Here is a 14113-nt window from a genome sequence, read left to right as displayed (position 1 = left end):
CATGGCCGTCGTATCCACTACCCAGGACCGCTGGCTGGATCTCAATGATCTGATGCGCGAACTGGTTGCCCAGGGTTTCATCAGCCAGGACGCTGCCGAGCAGGCGCTAGCCAGTCGCCAGCATCTACACAACAGTCAACTGCACCCATTGGAGTTCATCGCCAGCCAGCAACTCGATGATCTCAGCCGGCCCGGCAAACCCCTGGACCTGGAAAACCTGACCCTCTGGCTGGCCCAGCAGGCCGGCCAACCCTATTTGCGCATCGATCCGCTGAGCATCGATGTGGCGGCAGTCACCCCGCTGATGTCCTATGCCTTCGCCCAGCGCCACCGGATCCTCGCCGTGGCAATCGGCCGCGAGGCGGTGACGGTCGCGAGTGCCCAGCCCTATGTCAGCAGCTGGGAGGCGGATCTGGCGCATGTGCTGAAACTGCCGATCAAACGTGTCGTCGCCAACCCGGCAGAGATCCAGCGCTTCACCGTCGAGTTCTTCCGGCTGGCCAAATCGGTCAGCGGCGCCAGCAACACCGATCAAAAAATGAACAGCATGGGCAACTTCGAACAGTTGCTTACGCTGGGCGCCAGCGACCAGGAGCCCGATGCCAATGACGCGCATATCGTCAATATCGTCGACTGGCTGTTCCAGTACGCCTTCCAGCAACGTGCCAGCGATATCCACATCGAACCCCGTCGCGAGCAAGGCACGGTGCGCTTTCGCATCGACGGCGTGCTGCACAATGTCTACCAATTCCCGCCGCAGGTGACCATGGCTATCGTCAGTCGCCTGAAAAGCCTGGGCCGCATGAACGTCGCGGAAAAACGCAAACCCCAGGACGGTCGGGTCAAGACCAGGACGCCCGATGGCGGTGAAGTCGAATTGCGCCTGTCGACGCTGCCCACAGCCTTTGGCGAAAAAATGGTCATGCGGATTTTCGACCCGCAGGTGCTGCTCCAGGACTTCGACCTGCTGGGTTTTTCTGCCGACGATCTGCGCCGCTGGCAGGACATGACCCGTCAGCCCAACGGCATTATCCTGGTCACCGGCCCCACGGGTTCGGGGAAGACCACCACGCTCTATACCACCCTGAAAAAACTGGCGACGCCGCAGGTCAACCTCTGCACCATCGAAGACCCGATCGAAATGATCGAGCCGGCATTCAACCAGATGCAGGTCCAGCACAATATCGACCTGACGTTCGCCAGCGGCGTGCGCGCGCTGATGCGCCAGGACCCGGACATCATCATGATCGGCGAAATCCGCGACCTGGAGACGGCCGAAATGGCGATCCAGGCCGCCTTGACCGGGCATCTGGTGCTCTCGACCCTGCACACAAACGATGCGCCCAGCGCCATCAGCCGCTTGCTCGAACTCGGCGTACCGCACTATCTGATCAAAGCGACCGTGCTTGGGGTCATGGCCCAACGCCTGGTGCGTACCTTGTGCCCGCACTGCAAGGCGCCGCAGGTATTGGCCGAAGACGATTGGCAAGAGCTGACCCGACCCTGGCAAGCCGCCTTGCCCGACGCCGCGCAGCGGGCAGTGGGTTGCCTGGAGTGTCGCGATACCGGCTATAGGGGCCGGGCCGGCGTATATGAAATTCTGCAGCTGTCCGACAGCCTCAAGGCGCTGATCAACGCCGACACCGACCTGCTTGCGCTCAAGCGCCAGGCGCTCAAGGAAGGCATGCGCAGCCTGAGGCTCTCCGGGGCACAGAAAGTCGCCGCCGGCCTGACTACAATCGAAGAAGTGCTGCGTGTCACGCCACGAAATGAAATGAAGTAACGATGGTCCGCCCCCCATGCGCGGCGAGATCGTCAAGGCCACGTTCGATACCAAAAAGGTTTGAGGAAGGCTCATGTGGCAATACCTGCAACATCTGTCCTTCTGGGACTGGCTGGCACTCGGCACCCTGCTGTTGATCCTCGAAGTGTTTGGCGCCGGCGGCTATCTGCTGTGGGTCGGTGTCGCCGCAGCGGGGGTCGGGGTGATCACTTTCGTTATTCCGAGCCTGCCATGGACCTTGCATTTTCTGCTGTTCGGTTTGCTCTCGGTGTTCACCGCGGTGTTCTGGTGGCGCCGTCAGCACGGTGTCGCCAGCCCAAGTGACCAACCGGGCTTGAACATGCGCAGGCAGGAGCTGATTGGCCGCACATTCGTGGTTCAGGAAGCGATTGTCGGTGGGCGTGGAAAAATCAAGGTCGGAGACGGTTTCTGGATCGTCAAGGGCGCCGATCTTCCCGTGGGTGCACGGGTAATCGTGACTGAACAGGAAGGCGCTGTTCTATTGGTGCAACCCGTCGATTGAAGCCTACGGAACTCCCTGTGGGGTTTCTGAATCCAACCCCCGCAGATAACCCAAAAAAGTCGGAGTTCCTCACTATGCGTTTCAAACTGGCTGCCGCAACCCTAGCGCTGCTTTCCTTGCCTGTCGGCTCTGCCATGGCCGATGACGATTTCTTGCAAACCATCCTCTCCTCCGGCGCCACCTCTGCTTCTACCTACCTGACCTCCAAGGATGACAAGTTGATTGTCGCAGCGCAGGACGATGCGAGCAGCTACGTTGCCAGCGAAGGCAGCATTCGCGGGCCGTACCTGGAATCGGCCATTCAGAAAGTCCGGGCCGATAACCCGGGGTTGCAGGCCAGCGACATGGAGTTGGCCAATGCGATTCTGGCCAAGAGTGCTGTAGCGGGTAATTGATACAACCCTAAATCTTTATTGCCTGATCGGGCCTCATCGCTGGCAAGCGGAACGCCGCCCGCGATGAGGCCCTCACTGACTCACCGATACGCATCCAACGGCACGCAAGCGCAGAACAGATTGCGATCCCCATACACATTGTCGACCCGGTTCACCGCCGGCCAATACTTGTGCATCCGCGTATGAGCACTGGGGGTGACCGCCTGGGTGATGCTGTAAGGCCGTTCCCAGATGCCCGTAATATCGGCCAGGGTGTGCGGCGCGCGTTTCAGCGGGTTGTCTTCCGCCGACCAGGTGCCGTTCTGAACCTGCGCGATCTCGGCCCGAATGCTCAGCATGGCCTCGATAAACCGATCCAGCTCGGCCTTGGACTCGCTTTCGGTCGGCTCGACCATCAGGGTTCCCGGCACCGGGAACGACATGGTGGGTGCATGGAAGCCATAATCCATCAGGCGCTTGGCAACATCCTCCTCGCTGATCCCGGTCTGCGCCTTGAGTGGCCGCAGGTCGAGTATGCATTCATGCGCCACGCGGTCGTTGCGCCCTCGATACAGTACCGGGAACGCCCCACTCAGTTGTTGCGCGACGTAGTTCGCGGACAGGATCGCCACCTCGCTGGCATCGGCCAGCTCTGGCCCCATCATGGCGATGTACATCCAGCTGATCGGCAGAATGCTCGCACTGCCCCAGGGGGCGGCACTGACGGCCCCGTTTTTCGGGTCCGGCCCTTCCAGCGAGATGACCGGGTGATTGGCAACGAACGGCACCAGGTGGGCCTTTATACCAATCGGGCCCATTCCCGGGCCGCCTCCTCCATGGGGAATGCAGAAGGTTTTGTGCAGGTTCATGTGCGAAACGTCGGCACCTATGTCCGCCGGCCGGGTCAGGCCAACCTGGGCGTTGAGGTTGGCGCCATCCATGTACACCTGGCCGCCATGGGCATGGATCACTTCGCAGATCTCCCTGATCCCCTCCTCATAGACCCCATGGGTCGAGGGGTATGTCGCCATCAGGCATGACAACTTGTCTCCTGCTGCCTCGGCTTTGGCCTTGAGATCTTCAAGGTTCACGTTGCCCGCCTCGTCGCACTCGACGATAACCACCTGCATGCCGGCCATCTGGGCCGACGCCGGGTTGGTGCCATGGGCAGAGGCCGGGATCAGGCAGAGATTTCGTTGCCCCTGCTGACGGCTCTCGTGGTATTTGCGAATTGCCAGCAGACCCGCGTACTCACCCTGGGCGCCGGAATTGGGCTGCATGCAGATGGCGTCGAAACCGGTGATTGCGCAGAACCAGTCCTGCAGCTCGTCGATCATTGCCTTGTAGCCCTGGGCCTGATCTGTCGGCGCGAAGGGGTGCAGTTGGGCGAAGCCAGGCCAGGTAATCGGAATCATCTCGCTGCTGGCATTGAGTTTCATGGTGCAGGAGCCCAGCGGGATCATCGACTGGTTGAGTGCCAGGTCCTTGTTTTCCAGTTGCTTGAGATAGCGCAGCATCTCGGTTTCGCTGTGATGCAGGTTGAATACCGGATGAGTCAGGTAAGAAGAGGTTCGCAACAGCCCGTCGGGAATGCCCGCAGCCAGATCCTGGGCATCCAGTTCGGACACCTTCAGGCCGTGATCGGCCCCCAGGAACACATCGAACAAGCGCGCCACCGTCTCTTCGGTACAGGTCTCGTCCAGGCTGACGCCCAATTGCCCGCGCCCGAGGATGCGCAGGTTGATCTGCGCATCCTGTGCGCTTTCGATGATCGCCGTCTGGCTACCGCCGACTTCCACAGTGAGGGTGTCGAAGAAGTGCCGGTTGAGCCGCACCAGCCCTTTGCTTTGCAGGCCGGCGGCCAGGATGCAGGTCAGGCGATGGACGCGCTGGGCAATCCACTTCAGCCCTTCGGGGCCGTGGTACACCGCATAGCAGCTGGCGATATTGGCCAGCAGCACCTGAGCGGTGCAGATGTTCGAGTTGGCCTTCTCGCGACGGATGTGTTGTTCACGGGTTTGCAGGGCCATGCGCAGTGCGACGTTACCGCGAGCATCCTTGGAAACGCCGATGATTCGTCCTGGAATCGCTCGTTTGAATTCATCGCGACAGGCAAAGTAGGCCGCATGGGGGCCCCCGTAGCCCATCGGTACGCCGAAACGCTGGGAAGTACCGAACACGACGTCAGCGCCCAGCTCGCCGGGCGGGGTCAGCAGCAGCAGGCTGAGCAGGTCCGCCGACACACAGGCCAACGCTTGCTGGCTGTGCAGTTTTTCGATCAGGGGCCGCAGGTCATGGATTTCGCCATGGGTATCGGGGTACTGCAGCAAGGCACCGAACACCTGATGCTTGTTCAAGTTGGCCACAGCGTCGATGACCAACTCGAAGCCAAATCCTTCAGCCCGGGTCTGTACCACCGAAATTGTCTGCGGGTGGCAGTTTTCATCGACGAAGAACAGATTGCTTTTCGACTTGGCCACGCGTTTGGCCAGGGCCATGGCTTCGGCGGCCGCCGTGGCTTCGTCCAACAATGAAGCGTTGGCCAGCTCAAGCCCGGTCAGGTCGATGGTCAGCTGCTGGAAGTTGAGCAGCGCTTCCAGACGACCCTGGGCGATTTCCGGCTGATAGGGTGTATAGGCGGTGTACCAGCCGGGATTTTCCAGCACGTTGCGCAGAATGACCGTCGGCGTGAGGGTGCCGTGGTAGCCCATGCCGATCAGGCTGGTCCAGATCTGGTTCTGGTCGGCATAGCCCTTGAGCTTGGCCAGTGCCGCGTATTCGTCCAGGGCCGGCGGCAGGTACAACGCCCGGTTCAGGAGAATTCCCGGGGGCACCGTTTGCTCGATCAACTCGACCCGACTGTTCAGGCCGAGGGTTTCAAGCATGGCCTGCTGTTCATTGGCATCGGGACCAAGATGGCGGCGCAGGAAGGCATTCGGGTCTTGCAGTTGACTCAGGGACGGCAACTGGGACATGACGGCTCTCTCTTGTAAGACCAAGCCTCGACGGGTCGAGGCTTATTGAGTCTAGAAAGGGATTGCCGTTTGTGCGTGAAAACTATTCGCCGATAGCGTTTTTGTAGCCGCCAGCGTCGAGCAGTTTGTCCAGATCGGCGGTATTGGCTGGCTTCAATTTGAAGATCCAGGCGCCGTACGGGTCGGAGTTCAGCAGTTCCGGGGTGCCGCTCAACTCTTCATTGACTGCAACCACTTCACCGGCAATCGGGGAGTAGATATCGGAAGCGGCCTTGACCGACTCGACCACGCCAGCCTGATCGCCAGCACCAAAGACATTGCCTACTTCTGTCAATTCGACGAACACCACATCGCCCAGGGCTTCCTGTGCGTGATCGGAAATACCGACGGTCACGGTGCCATCGGCTTCCATTCGGGCCCATTCATGGCTTTCGGCAAAACGCAGCTCGGCAGGGATATCGCTCATATTTTTGTCCTCACAGGGTCAGCGGTAAGCCCGCCAGAATAATTCAGATCAGGATTTTGCCATGACGAACGAACGTTGGCCTGACCACGCGAACCGGGTACCACTTGCCGCGTATTTCTACTTCGGCCCGGTCGGCGGTGGCCATCGGCAGCCGCGCCAGTGCGATCGACTTGCTCAGCGTAGGAGAGAAACTACCACTAGTGATCTCTCCTTCGCCAACTTCGGCGATGCGAACGACCTGGTGAGCGCGCAATACACCCCGCTCCTCCAGCACCAGGCCGACCAGTTTGTGCTTCACTCCGGCGGCTTGCTCGGCCTTCAGAGCGGAGCGGCCGATGAAGTCGCGATCGGCAGGCTTCAGAGCCAGGCTCCAGGCCATGTTAGAGACCAGGGGTGAATGTTGCTCGTCGATATCCTGGCCATACAGGTTCATGCCCGCTTCCAGGCGCAAGGTATCGCGAGCCCCCAGGCCGCTCGGCGCAATGCCCGCACCGACCAGATCATTGAAAAAAGCCGGCGCCTGCTCCGAAGGCAGGATGATTTCCAGGCCGTCTTCACCGGTATAGCCGGTGCGCGCGATAAACCAGTCACCATCGGTCAGGCCTTCGAAAGGCTTGAGCTGGTGAATCAGGCTGGCACGCGACTGGCTCACCAGTTCGGCAACCTTGTGCCGGGCTTCGGGGCCTTGCACGGCGAGCATCGCCAGTTCGGGACGCTCCTGCAACTGCACATCATAGTCTGCCAGTTGCGCCGTCATCCAGGCCAGGTCCTTGTCGCGGGTCGAGGCATTGACGACCAGGCGGTAACCTTCTTCGGTCAGGTAGACGATCATGTCGTCGACCACACCCCCCTGCTCGTTGAGCATGGCACTGTACAAAGCCTTTCCCGGAGCCTGCAGGCGGTCGACATCATTGGCCAGCAAATGCCTGAGCCAGGCCTTGGCCTGACTGCCGGTGACGTCGATTACCGTCATGTGCGATACATCGAAGACCCCGCAATCGCGTCGCACCTGATGGTGTTCCTCGACTTGCGAGCCGTAATGCAAGGGCATGTCCCAACCGCCAAAGTCGACCATCTTCGCGCCGAGCGCGAGGTGCAGGTCATAAAGAGGCGTACGCTGTCCCATGGGTTTCTCCTTCCGGGCGTGGCGAAGATGCGGTAGCTGCAACCTGAGCCGCAGGCCTCTGAAATAAAGGCTTGCAAGCATCCCAGCGAGCCGATTGCAAGAACCGACCGCATCGAATGCCGCGCATTGTAGCCGTAAGGTGGAGGACTGGCACCTATGCGCTGCGGTGTCAGTGATTTTGACGCGCGTGCCGGGCCGAACGCCGAATCAAACCGATGACCGGCAACAACCCTACCAGCACCAGTGTCAGGGCCGGGAGCGAGGCCCGCGACCACTCGCCCTCGCTGGTCATTTCAAAGACCCGAACCGCCAGAGTGTCCCAACCAAAGGGGCGCATCAGCAATGTTGCAGGCATTTCCTTGAGTACATCGACGAACACCAGCAAGGCTGCGCTCAATGCACCCGGCACCAACAACGGTAGATACACTTTGAAAAACAGACTCGGGCCGCTAATCCCCAGGCTGCGGGCTGCCTCCGGCAGTGAAGGCCTGACCCGCGCCAGGCTGTTTTCCAGCGGACCGTAGGCCACTGCAATGAAGCGCACCAGGTATGCCATCAGCAAGGCCGCCAGGCTGCCGAGCAGCAAGGGCTTGCCCGCCCCGCCGAGCCAGCTGGACAGCGGAATCACCAGCTCGCGGTCGAGGTAACTGAAGGCAAGCATGATCGAAACCGCCAACACCGAGCCGGGCAAGGCATAGCCCAGGTTGGCCAGGCCAACCCCGGCCGCGATGGCTTGAGTCGGCGCCAGGCGGCGGGCGAATGCCAGCAACAGCGCGACGCTGACGGTGATCAACGCGGCCATGGCGCCCAAATACAACGTGTGGAGAATCAGCCCGGCATAACGCTCATCCAGGTCAAAGCGACCCCGTTGCCAGAACCACACCACCAATTGCAGTACCGGAATAACAAAGGCGCAGGTAAAGACCAGTCCGCACCAGCCACTGGCCGCCACGGCCTTGAGGCCGCGCAAGTGATACAGCGCCTTGCCGCGCGGCCGTTCATTGGTCGAGCGCACGGCGCCGCGGGCGCGCCGCTCGCCATACAGCACCAGCATGACCGCCAGCAGCAACAGGCTGGCCAACTGGGTTGCGCTGGAGAGGCTGAAGAATCCGTACCAGGTCTTGTAGATCGCCGTGGTGAAGGTGTCGAAGTTGAACACTGCCACCGCACCGAAGTCGGCCAGGGTCTCCATCAACGCCAGCGCCACCCCTGCGCCAATGGCCGGGCGAGCCATCGGCAGGGCAACCCGCCAGAACGCCTGCCAGGGCGACTGGCCAAGCACTCGCGCGGCCTCCATCAGACCCTTGCCCTGGGCCAGGAACGCCGTGCGTGCGAGCAGATACACGTAGGGATAGAACACCAGCACCAATACCGTGATCACCCCGCCGGTGGAGCGCACGCGTGGCAAGTGCATGGACCCGAACCACTCGCGCAGCAGCGTCTGGACCGGCCCGGAAAAATCCAGCAGGCCGACGAAGACGAACGCCAGTACATAGGCCGGAATCGCGAAGGGCAACATCAGGGCCCAGTCGAGCCAGCGCCGCCCTGGAAACTCACAAAGACTGGTGAGCCAGGCCAGGCTGACACCCAGCACGGTGACGCCGATACCCACGCCGAGGATCAACGTCAGCGTGTTACCCAGCAGCCGCATCATCTGGGTGTCCCACAGGTGCGCCCAGATTTGTTGGTCCACCGACTGCCAGGACAGCACCAGCACGCTTATTGGAAGCAGTATCACCGTGGCGATGATGAAGACCAGCGGGTACCAGCGACGTTGGGCGGGATGGGCCAATTGGGGTTCTCTGATGGTGGGGGGCACATAGCATCGCTGGCAAGCCAGCTCCCACAGGTGCCGTGTACCTTTGTGGGAGCTGGCTTGCCAGCGAAAAGCCTAAGAAAAATCCGAGGCGCAGTATACCCAGTGACTCAGTTCCAGCCAGCCCGGTCCATCAAGCGAATCGCTTCGGCCTGGCGTTTGCCGGCCACTTCCACTGGCAGGGTATCGGCCTTGAAGGTGCCCCAACCCGCCACTTCAGCGGAAGGTGCAACCTTCGGATTAGCGGGGAATTCCTGGTTGATCTCGGCGAATTGCTTCTGCGCCTCGGGGCCGGTCATCCACTCCACCAATGCCTTGGCAGCTTCAGGATGGGGGGCGTATTTGGTCAGACCGATGCCCGAGAGATTGACGTGTACGCCACGGTCAGCCTGGTTCGGCCAGAACAGTTTTACCGGCAGGTTTGGTTTCTGCTTGTGCAGGCGACCGTAGTAGTAGGTGTTGACGATACCCACATCGCATTGCCCGGCGTTGATCGCTTCCAGTACCGCGACATCGTCGGAGAACACATCGGTGGACAGGTTATTGACCCAGCCCTTGAGGATTTCCTCGGTCTTTTGCGCGCCGTGGGTTTCGATCATTGTTGCGGTCAGCGACTGGTTGTAGACCTTTTTCGCCGTACGCAGGCAGAGGCGACCTTCCCATTGTTTGTCGGCGAGGGCTTCGTAGGTGCTCAACTCTTCGGGTTTGACTCGCTCGGTGGAGTAGGCGATGGTCCGGGCGCGCAGGCTCAGGCCGGTCCAGTCACCAGACGAAGCACGGTATTGCGGCGGGATATTGGCATCGATCACCGGGGACTTGATCGGTTGCAGGATGCCCATCTGTTCGGCCTGCCACAGGTTGCCGGCATCGACGGTGAGCAGCAGGTCGGCCGTGGCGTTCTCGCCCTCGGCCTTGATGCGCTGCATCAAGGGCGCTTCCTTGTCGGTGATGAACTTGACCTTCACGCCCGTCTTGGCAGTGTAGGCGTCGAATACCGGCTTGATCAGCTCGTCGATGCGCGAGGAATAGACCACCACCTCGTCCGCGGCCTGGGCACCAGCGCCAAACACCGTGAGTGCCAACGCGGCCAGAAGATGCTTGCGTGCGAACATAGGATGGTCCTCGAAGTCGAATGAAAGGCTAAATGATAGTGTTTCAAATTTAGCATCTCAACTGAACTCGGCAGCGAGGAGTATCCAGATATTGCGTAACGCGTCAGGCCTTGGCCAATTCCGGTAGATCACCGCTCAACCCGAGCGCCTGACGTATGAACACAGCCTTGGCTTCGGGCAGTTGCTCGACCCATTTCAGACCGCTGTTGCGCAGCCAGCGCAGCGGCAACGGATCAGCCTGGAACAGTCGCTCGAAGCCTTCCATGGCTGCCATCAGTGCCAGGTTGTGCGGCATGCGTCGACGCTCGTAACGGCTCAGCACCCGCACATCGGCCAGGCGCTCTCCACGCTCGAGCGCATGCTGCAGCTCCTCGGCCAGCACGGCAGCGTCGAGAAACCCCAGGTTGACGCCCTGTCCGGCCAGCGGATGAATGGTGTGTGCGGCGTCACCGATCAAGGCCAGGCCTTCGGCCACATAGCGTTTGACGTGCCGCTGGCGCAGCGGCACGCAAACGCGCGGGTCGGCCTCGAACACCGTCCCCAGCCGCCCTTCGAACGCCCTTTCCAGCTCATGACAGAAGGCTTCGCTGCCCAGTGCCATCAGGCGCTCGGCTTCGCTCGGGGTCGTCGACCAGACGATCGAGCACCAATTTTCCTGGTCATCTCGCAGCAAAGGCAGAAAGGCCAATGGGCCGTCGTCGGTGAAGCGTTGCCAGGCCGTGCGCCGATGTGGCTCGGCGCAACGCACGCTGGTGACGATGGCGTGATGCAGATAATCCCATTCTCGCGTTTCACAGCCTGTCAGGCGGCGCACTGCCGAGTTGGCGCCATCGGCGGCGATGACCAGGGGGGCGCGCAGGGAGCGACCATCGGCCAGGGTCAGCAGCCACTCGTCGCCGGAACGGCGCATCAGCTCCAGCCGGGCATTGGCCAACAAGCCGATCTCGCTGTCGTGCAGGCGATCAAGCAAGCCGTCCTGGACTACCCGATTCTCGACGATATGCCCGAGTACTTCGGCATGTACGCTGGCAGCCGAGAAATGAATCTGCCCCGTGCCGCTGCCATCCCACACGCGCATGTCGGCATAAGGGCTGACGCGACGCTCACGCATGCCTTCCCAGGCACCCAGCCGCTCGAGAATACGCTGGCTGGCCGCGGACAAGGCGCTGACCCGTGGCTCGAATGGCGCCTGTGGATCGAAGGACTTGACGCTCAACGGGCTGCCGTCGAGCACAAGAATCTCCAGGCCGCTGTGTTGCAGCGCCAACGCCAGGGTGCTGCCGACCATACCGGCACCGACAATCAACAGATCTGCGCGCATATCCATGCTTTAAGCCTGCCTCGCTGGCGGCTTGAGCCGCGCGTAAAGAGTTTTGTAGTTGATGCTGGCGGCCACGGTTAACCCTTTTGGTCTTGACGTGTGCCCAGGCCCATGGCCTGACGGGCGAACCAGCGCTTGGCCGGCGGCAGCAGATCGAGGCCGAGCAAGCCCAGGTTGCGTCCGGTGGCGAGCAGTGGCCGGGACGTGCCGAAAAGCCGGGTGACCTGGTCTGAGAAGCCGACGGTCAAGTCCTGGTCCAGGCGCTGGCGCTCGCGGTAGGCCTGCAGCGTGGCGAAATCGCCGGGCGTCGAAGGCCCGGCCAGCAACGCATCCGCCAACGATTGCACGTCACGCAGAGACAGGTTGAAGCCCTGGCCGGCAATCGGATGCAGGCTGTGAGCAGCGTTGCCCAGGACTACCAGGTTTGGTCGAACCTGTTCCTGCGCCTCCACCAGCGCCAACGGGTACACATGCCGCGCACCGACCTGGCGCAACGCGCCCAGTCGATAGCCGAATACGCCCTGCAACTCACCGAGGAAGCTGCGCTCATCAATCTCGGCCAGGCGCTTGGCGTCCATCCCGATGCGGGTCCAGATCAGCGCGCAGCGATTCTCCGGCAGCGGCAGCAGGGCCATCGGCCCATCTTCGGTGAAGCGTTCGAAGGCCTGGCCGCAGTGTGCTTCGCTCGGGGTGACGTTGGCGATCAGCGCGCTCTGATTGTAGGGCCGCTGCTTGACGTGAATCCCCAATTGTTCGCGCAGGCCGGAACGACCACCATCGGCCAGGACGGCCAAATCGCAATCCAGGACAGTTTCGTCGTTCAGCGACAGACGGTAGCCGTTTTCCAGCACCTGCATCTGCGTCACTTCGGCCGGGCAATGCCAGCTGACAACATCATGATCAAGCCCTTGCCAGAGGCATTGGCCGAGCCAGGCATTCTCCACCACATAGCCGAGCGCCGGAACGCCCTCTTCCATCGCCGTCAGTCGCGTCGCACCAAAGCGCCCGCGGTCGGAGACCTGTATCTGTCGGATCGGTTCGGCGCGGCGGCTGATCTGCTGCCACAACCCCAGGCGCTCGTAGATTTGCCGGGTGCCGTACGCCAACGCTGAAGAGCGGGCATCGTAGCTGGGTTGGTAACTGTCGCCAGGGGCGAACGGTTCGATCAGGGTGATCTTCCAGCCACGCTTCCTGGCTCCGTCCTGCAGGGCAAGGGCCAGGCTCGCACCGACCAGACCGCCACCGATAATTGCCAGGTTGACCCGGTTCATGCCGCTTGAGTTCGCGCTGCAGCCATCAAGGCTTCGATTTCAGCGACCGTTTTCGGTACACCATTGGTCAGAATCTCGCAGCCCTGTTTGGTCACCACCACGTCATCCTCGATGCGTATGCCTATGCCACGCCATTTTTTTGCTACGTTCTGGTTGTCCGGGGCGATGTAGATACCCGGCTCAACGGTCAGGGCCATGCCCGGTTCGAGCACGCGCCATTGACCACCGACCTTGTAGTCGCCCACATCGTGCACGTCCATGCCCAGCCAGTGCCCGGCACGGTGCATGTAGAACGCCCGATAGGCTTCACTGGCAATCAGCTCCTGCACATCGCCCTGCAGCAGCCCCAGGTTTACCAGCCCCTCGGTGATGACCTGCACGGTCGCCTCGTGGGCCTGGTTCCAGTGCTTGCCTGGGCCGATGGCCTCGAACGCTGCCTCCTGGGCCTTGAGTACCAGTTCGTAGATCGCCTTTTGCTCGGGCGAAAACGTGCCGCTGACCGGGAAGGTGCGGGTGATGTCGCTGGCGTAGCAATCGATTTCGCAACCGGCGTCGATCAACACCACGTCACCGTCCTTGAGCAGCGCGTCGTTTGACTGATAGTGGAGAATGCAGGCATTGCGACCCGCCGCAACGATCGAACCGTAGGCCGGCATCTTCGCCCCACCCTTGCGGAATTCGTAATCGAGTTCGGCTTCGAGGCTGAACTCGTGCAACCCGGCCCGGCTCGCCTGCATGGCGCGCACGTGCGCACGCGACGAGATCGCTGCCGCCTCGCGCATCACCTTCACTTCGGCCGCCGATTTATACAGCCGCATGTCATGCAGCAGATGATCCAGCGCAACGAACTCCTTCGGCGGCTGGGCGCCCAGGCGCGCCTTGGAGCGGATCACGTTGATCCAGTCCATCAGATGCCGGTCGAATTCGGCATTGCTGCCCATCGCCGAGTAGACCCGGTCGCGGCCTTCGATCAGGCCGGGCAGGATGTCGTCGATATCGGTGATCGGGAACGCATCATCGGCGCCAAAATCGCGGATGGCCCCTTCCTGGCCGGCCCGGTGGCCATCCCACAGTTCGCGCTCGGGATTGCGTTCGCGGCAGAACAGCACGTATTCGCCATGCTCGCGGCCTGGAATCAGTGCAATCACCGCTTCAGGTTCGGGAAAACCGCTCAAATACTGGAAGTCACTGTCCTGGCGATAGACATGCTCGACGTCGCGGTTGCGAATGAACACCGCGGCGGCGGGCAGGATGGCAATGCTGTTGGGCTCCATCTGCGCCATCAGTGCCTTGCGTCGACGGGCGTATTCCGACTTCGGGATGTGGGTCATGAGCAGAAGGAGTCC

Annotated in this window: 11 protein-coding genes; 3 read left to right on the top strand and 8 right to left on the bottom strand. The window is 61.5% G+C overall.

Annotated features, from left to right (window positions below):
- The first annotated feature begins 1 nt into the window (after position 1).
- The 3 genes from NVV94_RS01080 to NVV94_RS01070 all read left to right on the top strand — a co-directional run bounded on the left by NVV94_RS01080 (position 2) and on the right by NVV94_RS01070 (position 2701).
- Positions 2 to 1783 carry a GspE/PulE family protein gene (locus tag NVV94_RS01080; protein ID WP_258445429.1) on the top strand — a complete coding sequence of 594 codons (1782 nt, stop codon included), beginning with the start codon at positions 2 to 4 and terminating at the stop codon, positions 1781 to 1783.
- A gap of 73 nt (positions 1784 to 1856) precedes the next feature.
- The gene (locus NVV94_RS01075) at positions 1857 to 2306 is read left to right on the top strand and encodes an NfeD family protein (RefSeq protein ID WP_258445428.1); all 450 of its coding nucleotides are present in this window, start codon (positions 1857 to 1859) and stop codon (positions 2304 to 2306) included.
- A gap of 74 nt (positions 2307 to 2380) precedes the next feature.
- Positions 2381 to 2701 carry a DUF2388 domain-containing protein gene (locus tag NVV94_RS01070; protein WP_258445427.1) on the top strand — a complete coding sequence of 107 codons (321 nt, stop codon included), beginning with the start codon at positions 2381 to 2383 and terminating at the stop codon, positions 2699 to 2701.
- Positions 2702 to 2781: 80 nt separating this feature from the next.
- Here NVV94_RS01070 and gcvP read toward each other — a convergent pair whose 3' ends face one another.
- The 8 genes from gcvP to pepP form a co-directional block, all read right to left on the bottom strand.
- On the bottom strand, positions 2782 to 5655 hold the full coding sequence (gcvP, locus tag NVV94_RS01065; RefSeq protein WP_258445426.1) for an aminomethyl-transferring glycine dehydrogenase: 2874 nt from the start codon (positions 5653 to 5655) through the stop codon (positions 2782 to 2784).
- An 82-nt stretch (positions 5656 to 5737) separates the two neighbouring features.
- Complete coding sequence (gene gcvH, locus NVV94_RS01060; RefSeq protein ID WP_258445425.1) at positions 5738 to 6121, bottom strand: glycine cleavage system protein GcvH; 384 nt, start codon at positions 6119 to 6121, stop codon at positions 5738 to 5740.
- Between the two features lie 43 nt (positions 6122 to 6164).
- A complete protein-coding gene (gene gcvT / locus NVV94_RS01055) occupies positions 6165 to 7247 on the bottom strand; it encodes a glycine cleavage system aminomethyltransferase GcvT (protein WP_258445424.1) in 1083 nt (360 codons plus the stop codon).
- A gap of 169 nt (positions 7248 to 7416) precedes the next feature.
- Positions 7417 to 9039: an iron ABC transporter permease gene (locus NVV94_RS01050; protein WP_258445423.1), complete on the bottom strand. Its 1623-nt coding sequence runs from the start codon at positions 9037 to 9039 to the stop codon at positions 7417 to 7419.
- Between the two features lie 134 nt (positions 9040 to 9173).
- The gene (locus tag NVV94_RS01045) at positions 9174 to 10175 is read right to left on the bottom strand and encodes an extracellular solute-binding protein (protein WP_258445422.1); all 1002 of its coding nucleotides are present in this window, start codon (positions 10173 to 10175) and stop codon (positions 9174 to 9176) included.
- Between the two features lie 103 nt (positions 10176 to 10278).
- A complete protein-coding gene (locus tag NVV94_RS01040) occupies positions 10279 to 11496 on the bottom strand; it encodes a 2-octaprenyl-3-methyl-6-methoxy-1,4-benzoquinol hydroxylase (RefSeq protein ID WP_258447590.1) in 1218 nt (405 codons plus the stop codon).
- Between the two features lie 77 nt (positions 11497 to 11573).
- Positions 11574 to 12767: a 2-octaprenyl-6-methoxyphenyl hydroxylase gene (gene ubiH, locus NVV94_RS01035; RefSeq protein ID WP_258445421.1), complete on the bottom strand. Its 1194-nt coding sequence runs from the start codon at positions 12765 to 12767 to the stop codon at positions 11574 to 11576.
- Positions 12764 to 14098 carry a Xaa-Pro aminopeptidase gene (pepP, locus tag NVV94_RS01030; protein ID WP_258445420.1) on the bottom strand — a complete coding sequence of 445 codons (1335 nt, stop codon included), beginning with the start codon at positions 14096 to 14098 and terminating at the stop codon, positions 12764 to 12766. The genes ubiH and pepP overlap by 4 nt, the downstream gene beginning before the upstream one ends.
- Positions 14099 to 14113 lie beyond the last annotated feature (15 nt).

The organism is Pseudomonas sp. LS1212 (assembly GCF_024741815.1).
In the GTDB taxonomy this organism is placed as follows: Bacteria; Pseudomonadota; Gammaproteobacteria; order Pseudomonadales; family Pseudomonadaceae; genus Aquipseudomonas.
Note: the sequence above shows the minus strand (reverse complement) of the source record. Positions and strands in the feature narration are given on the sequence as shown.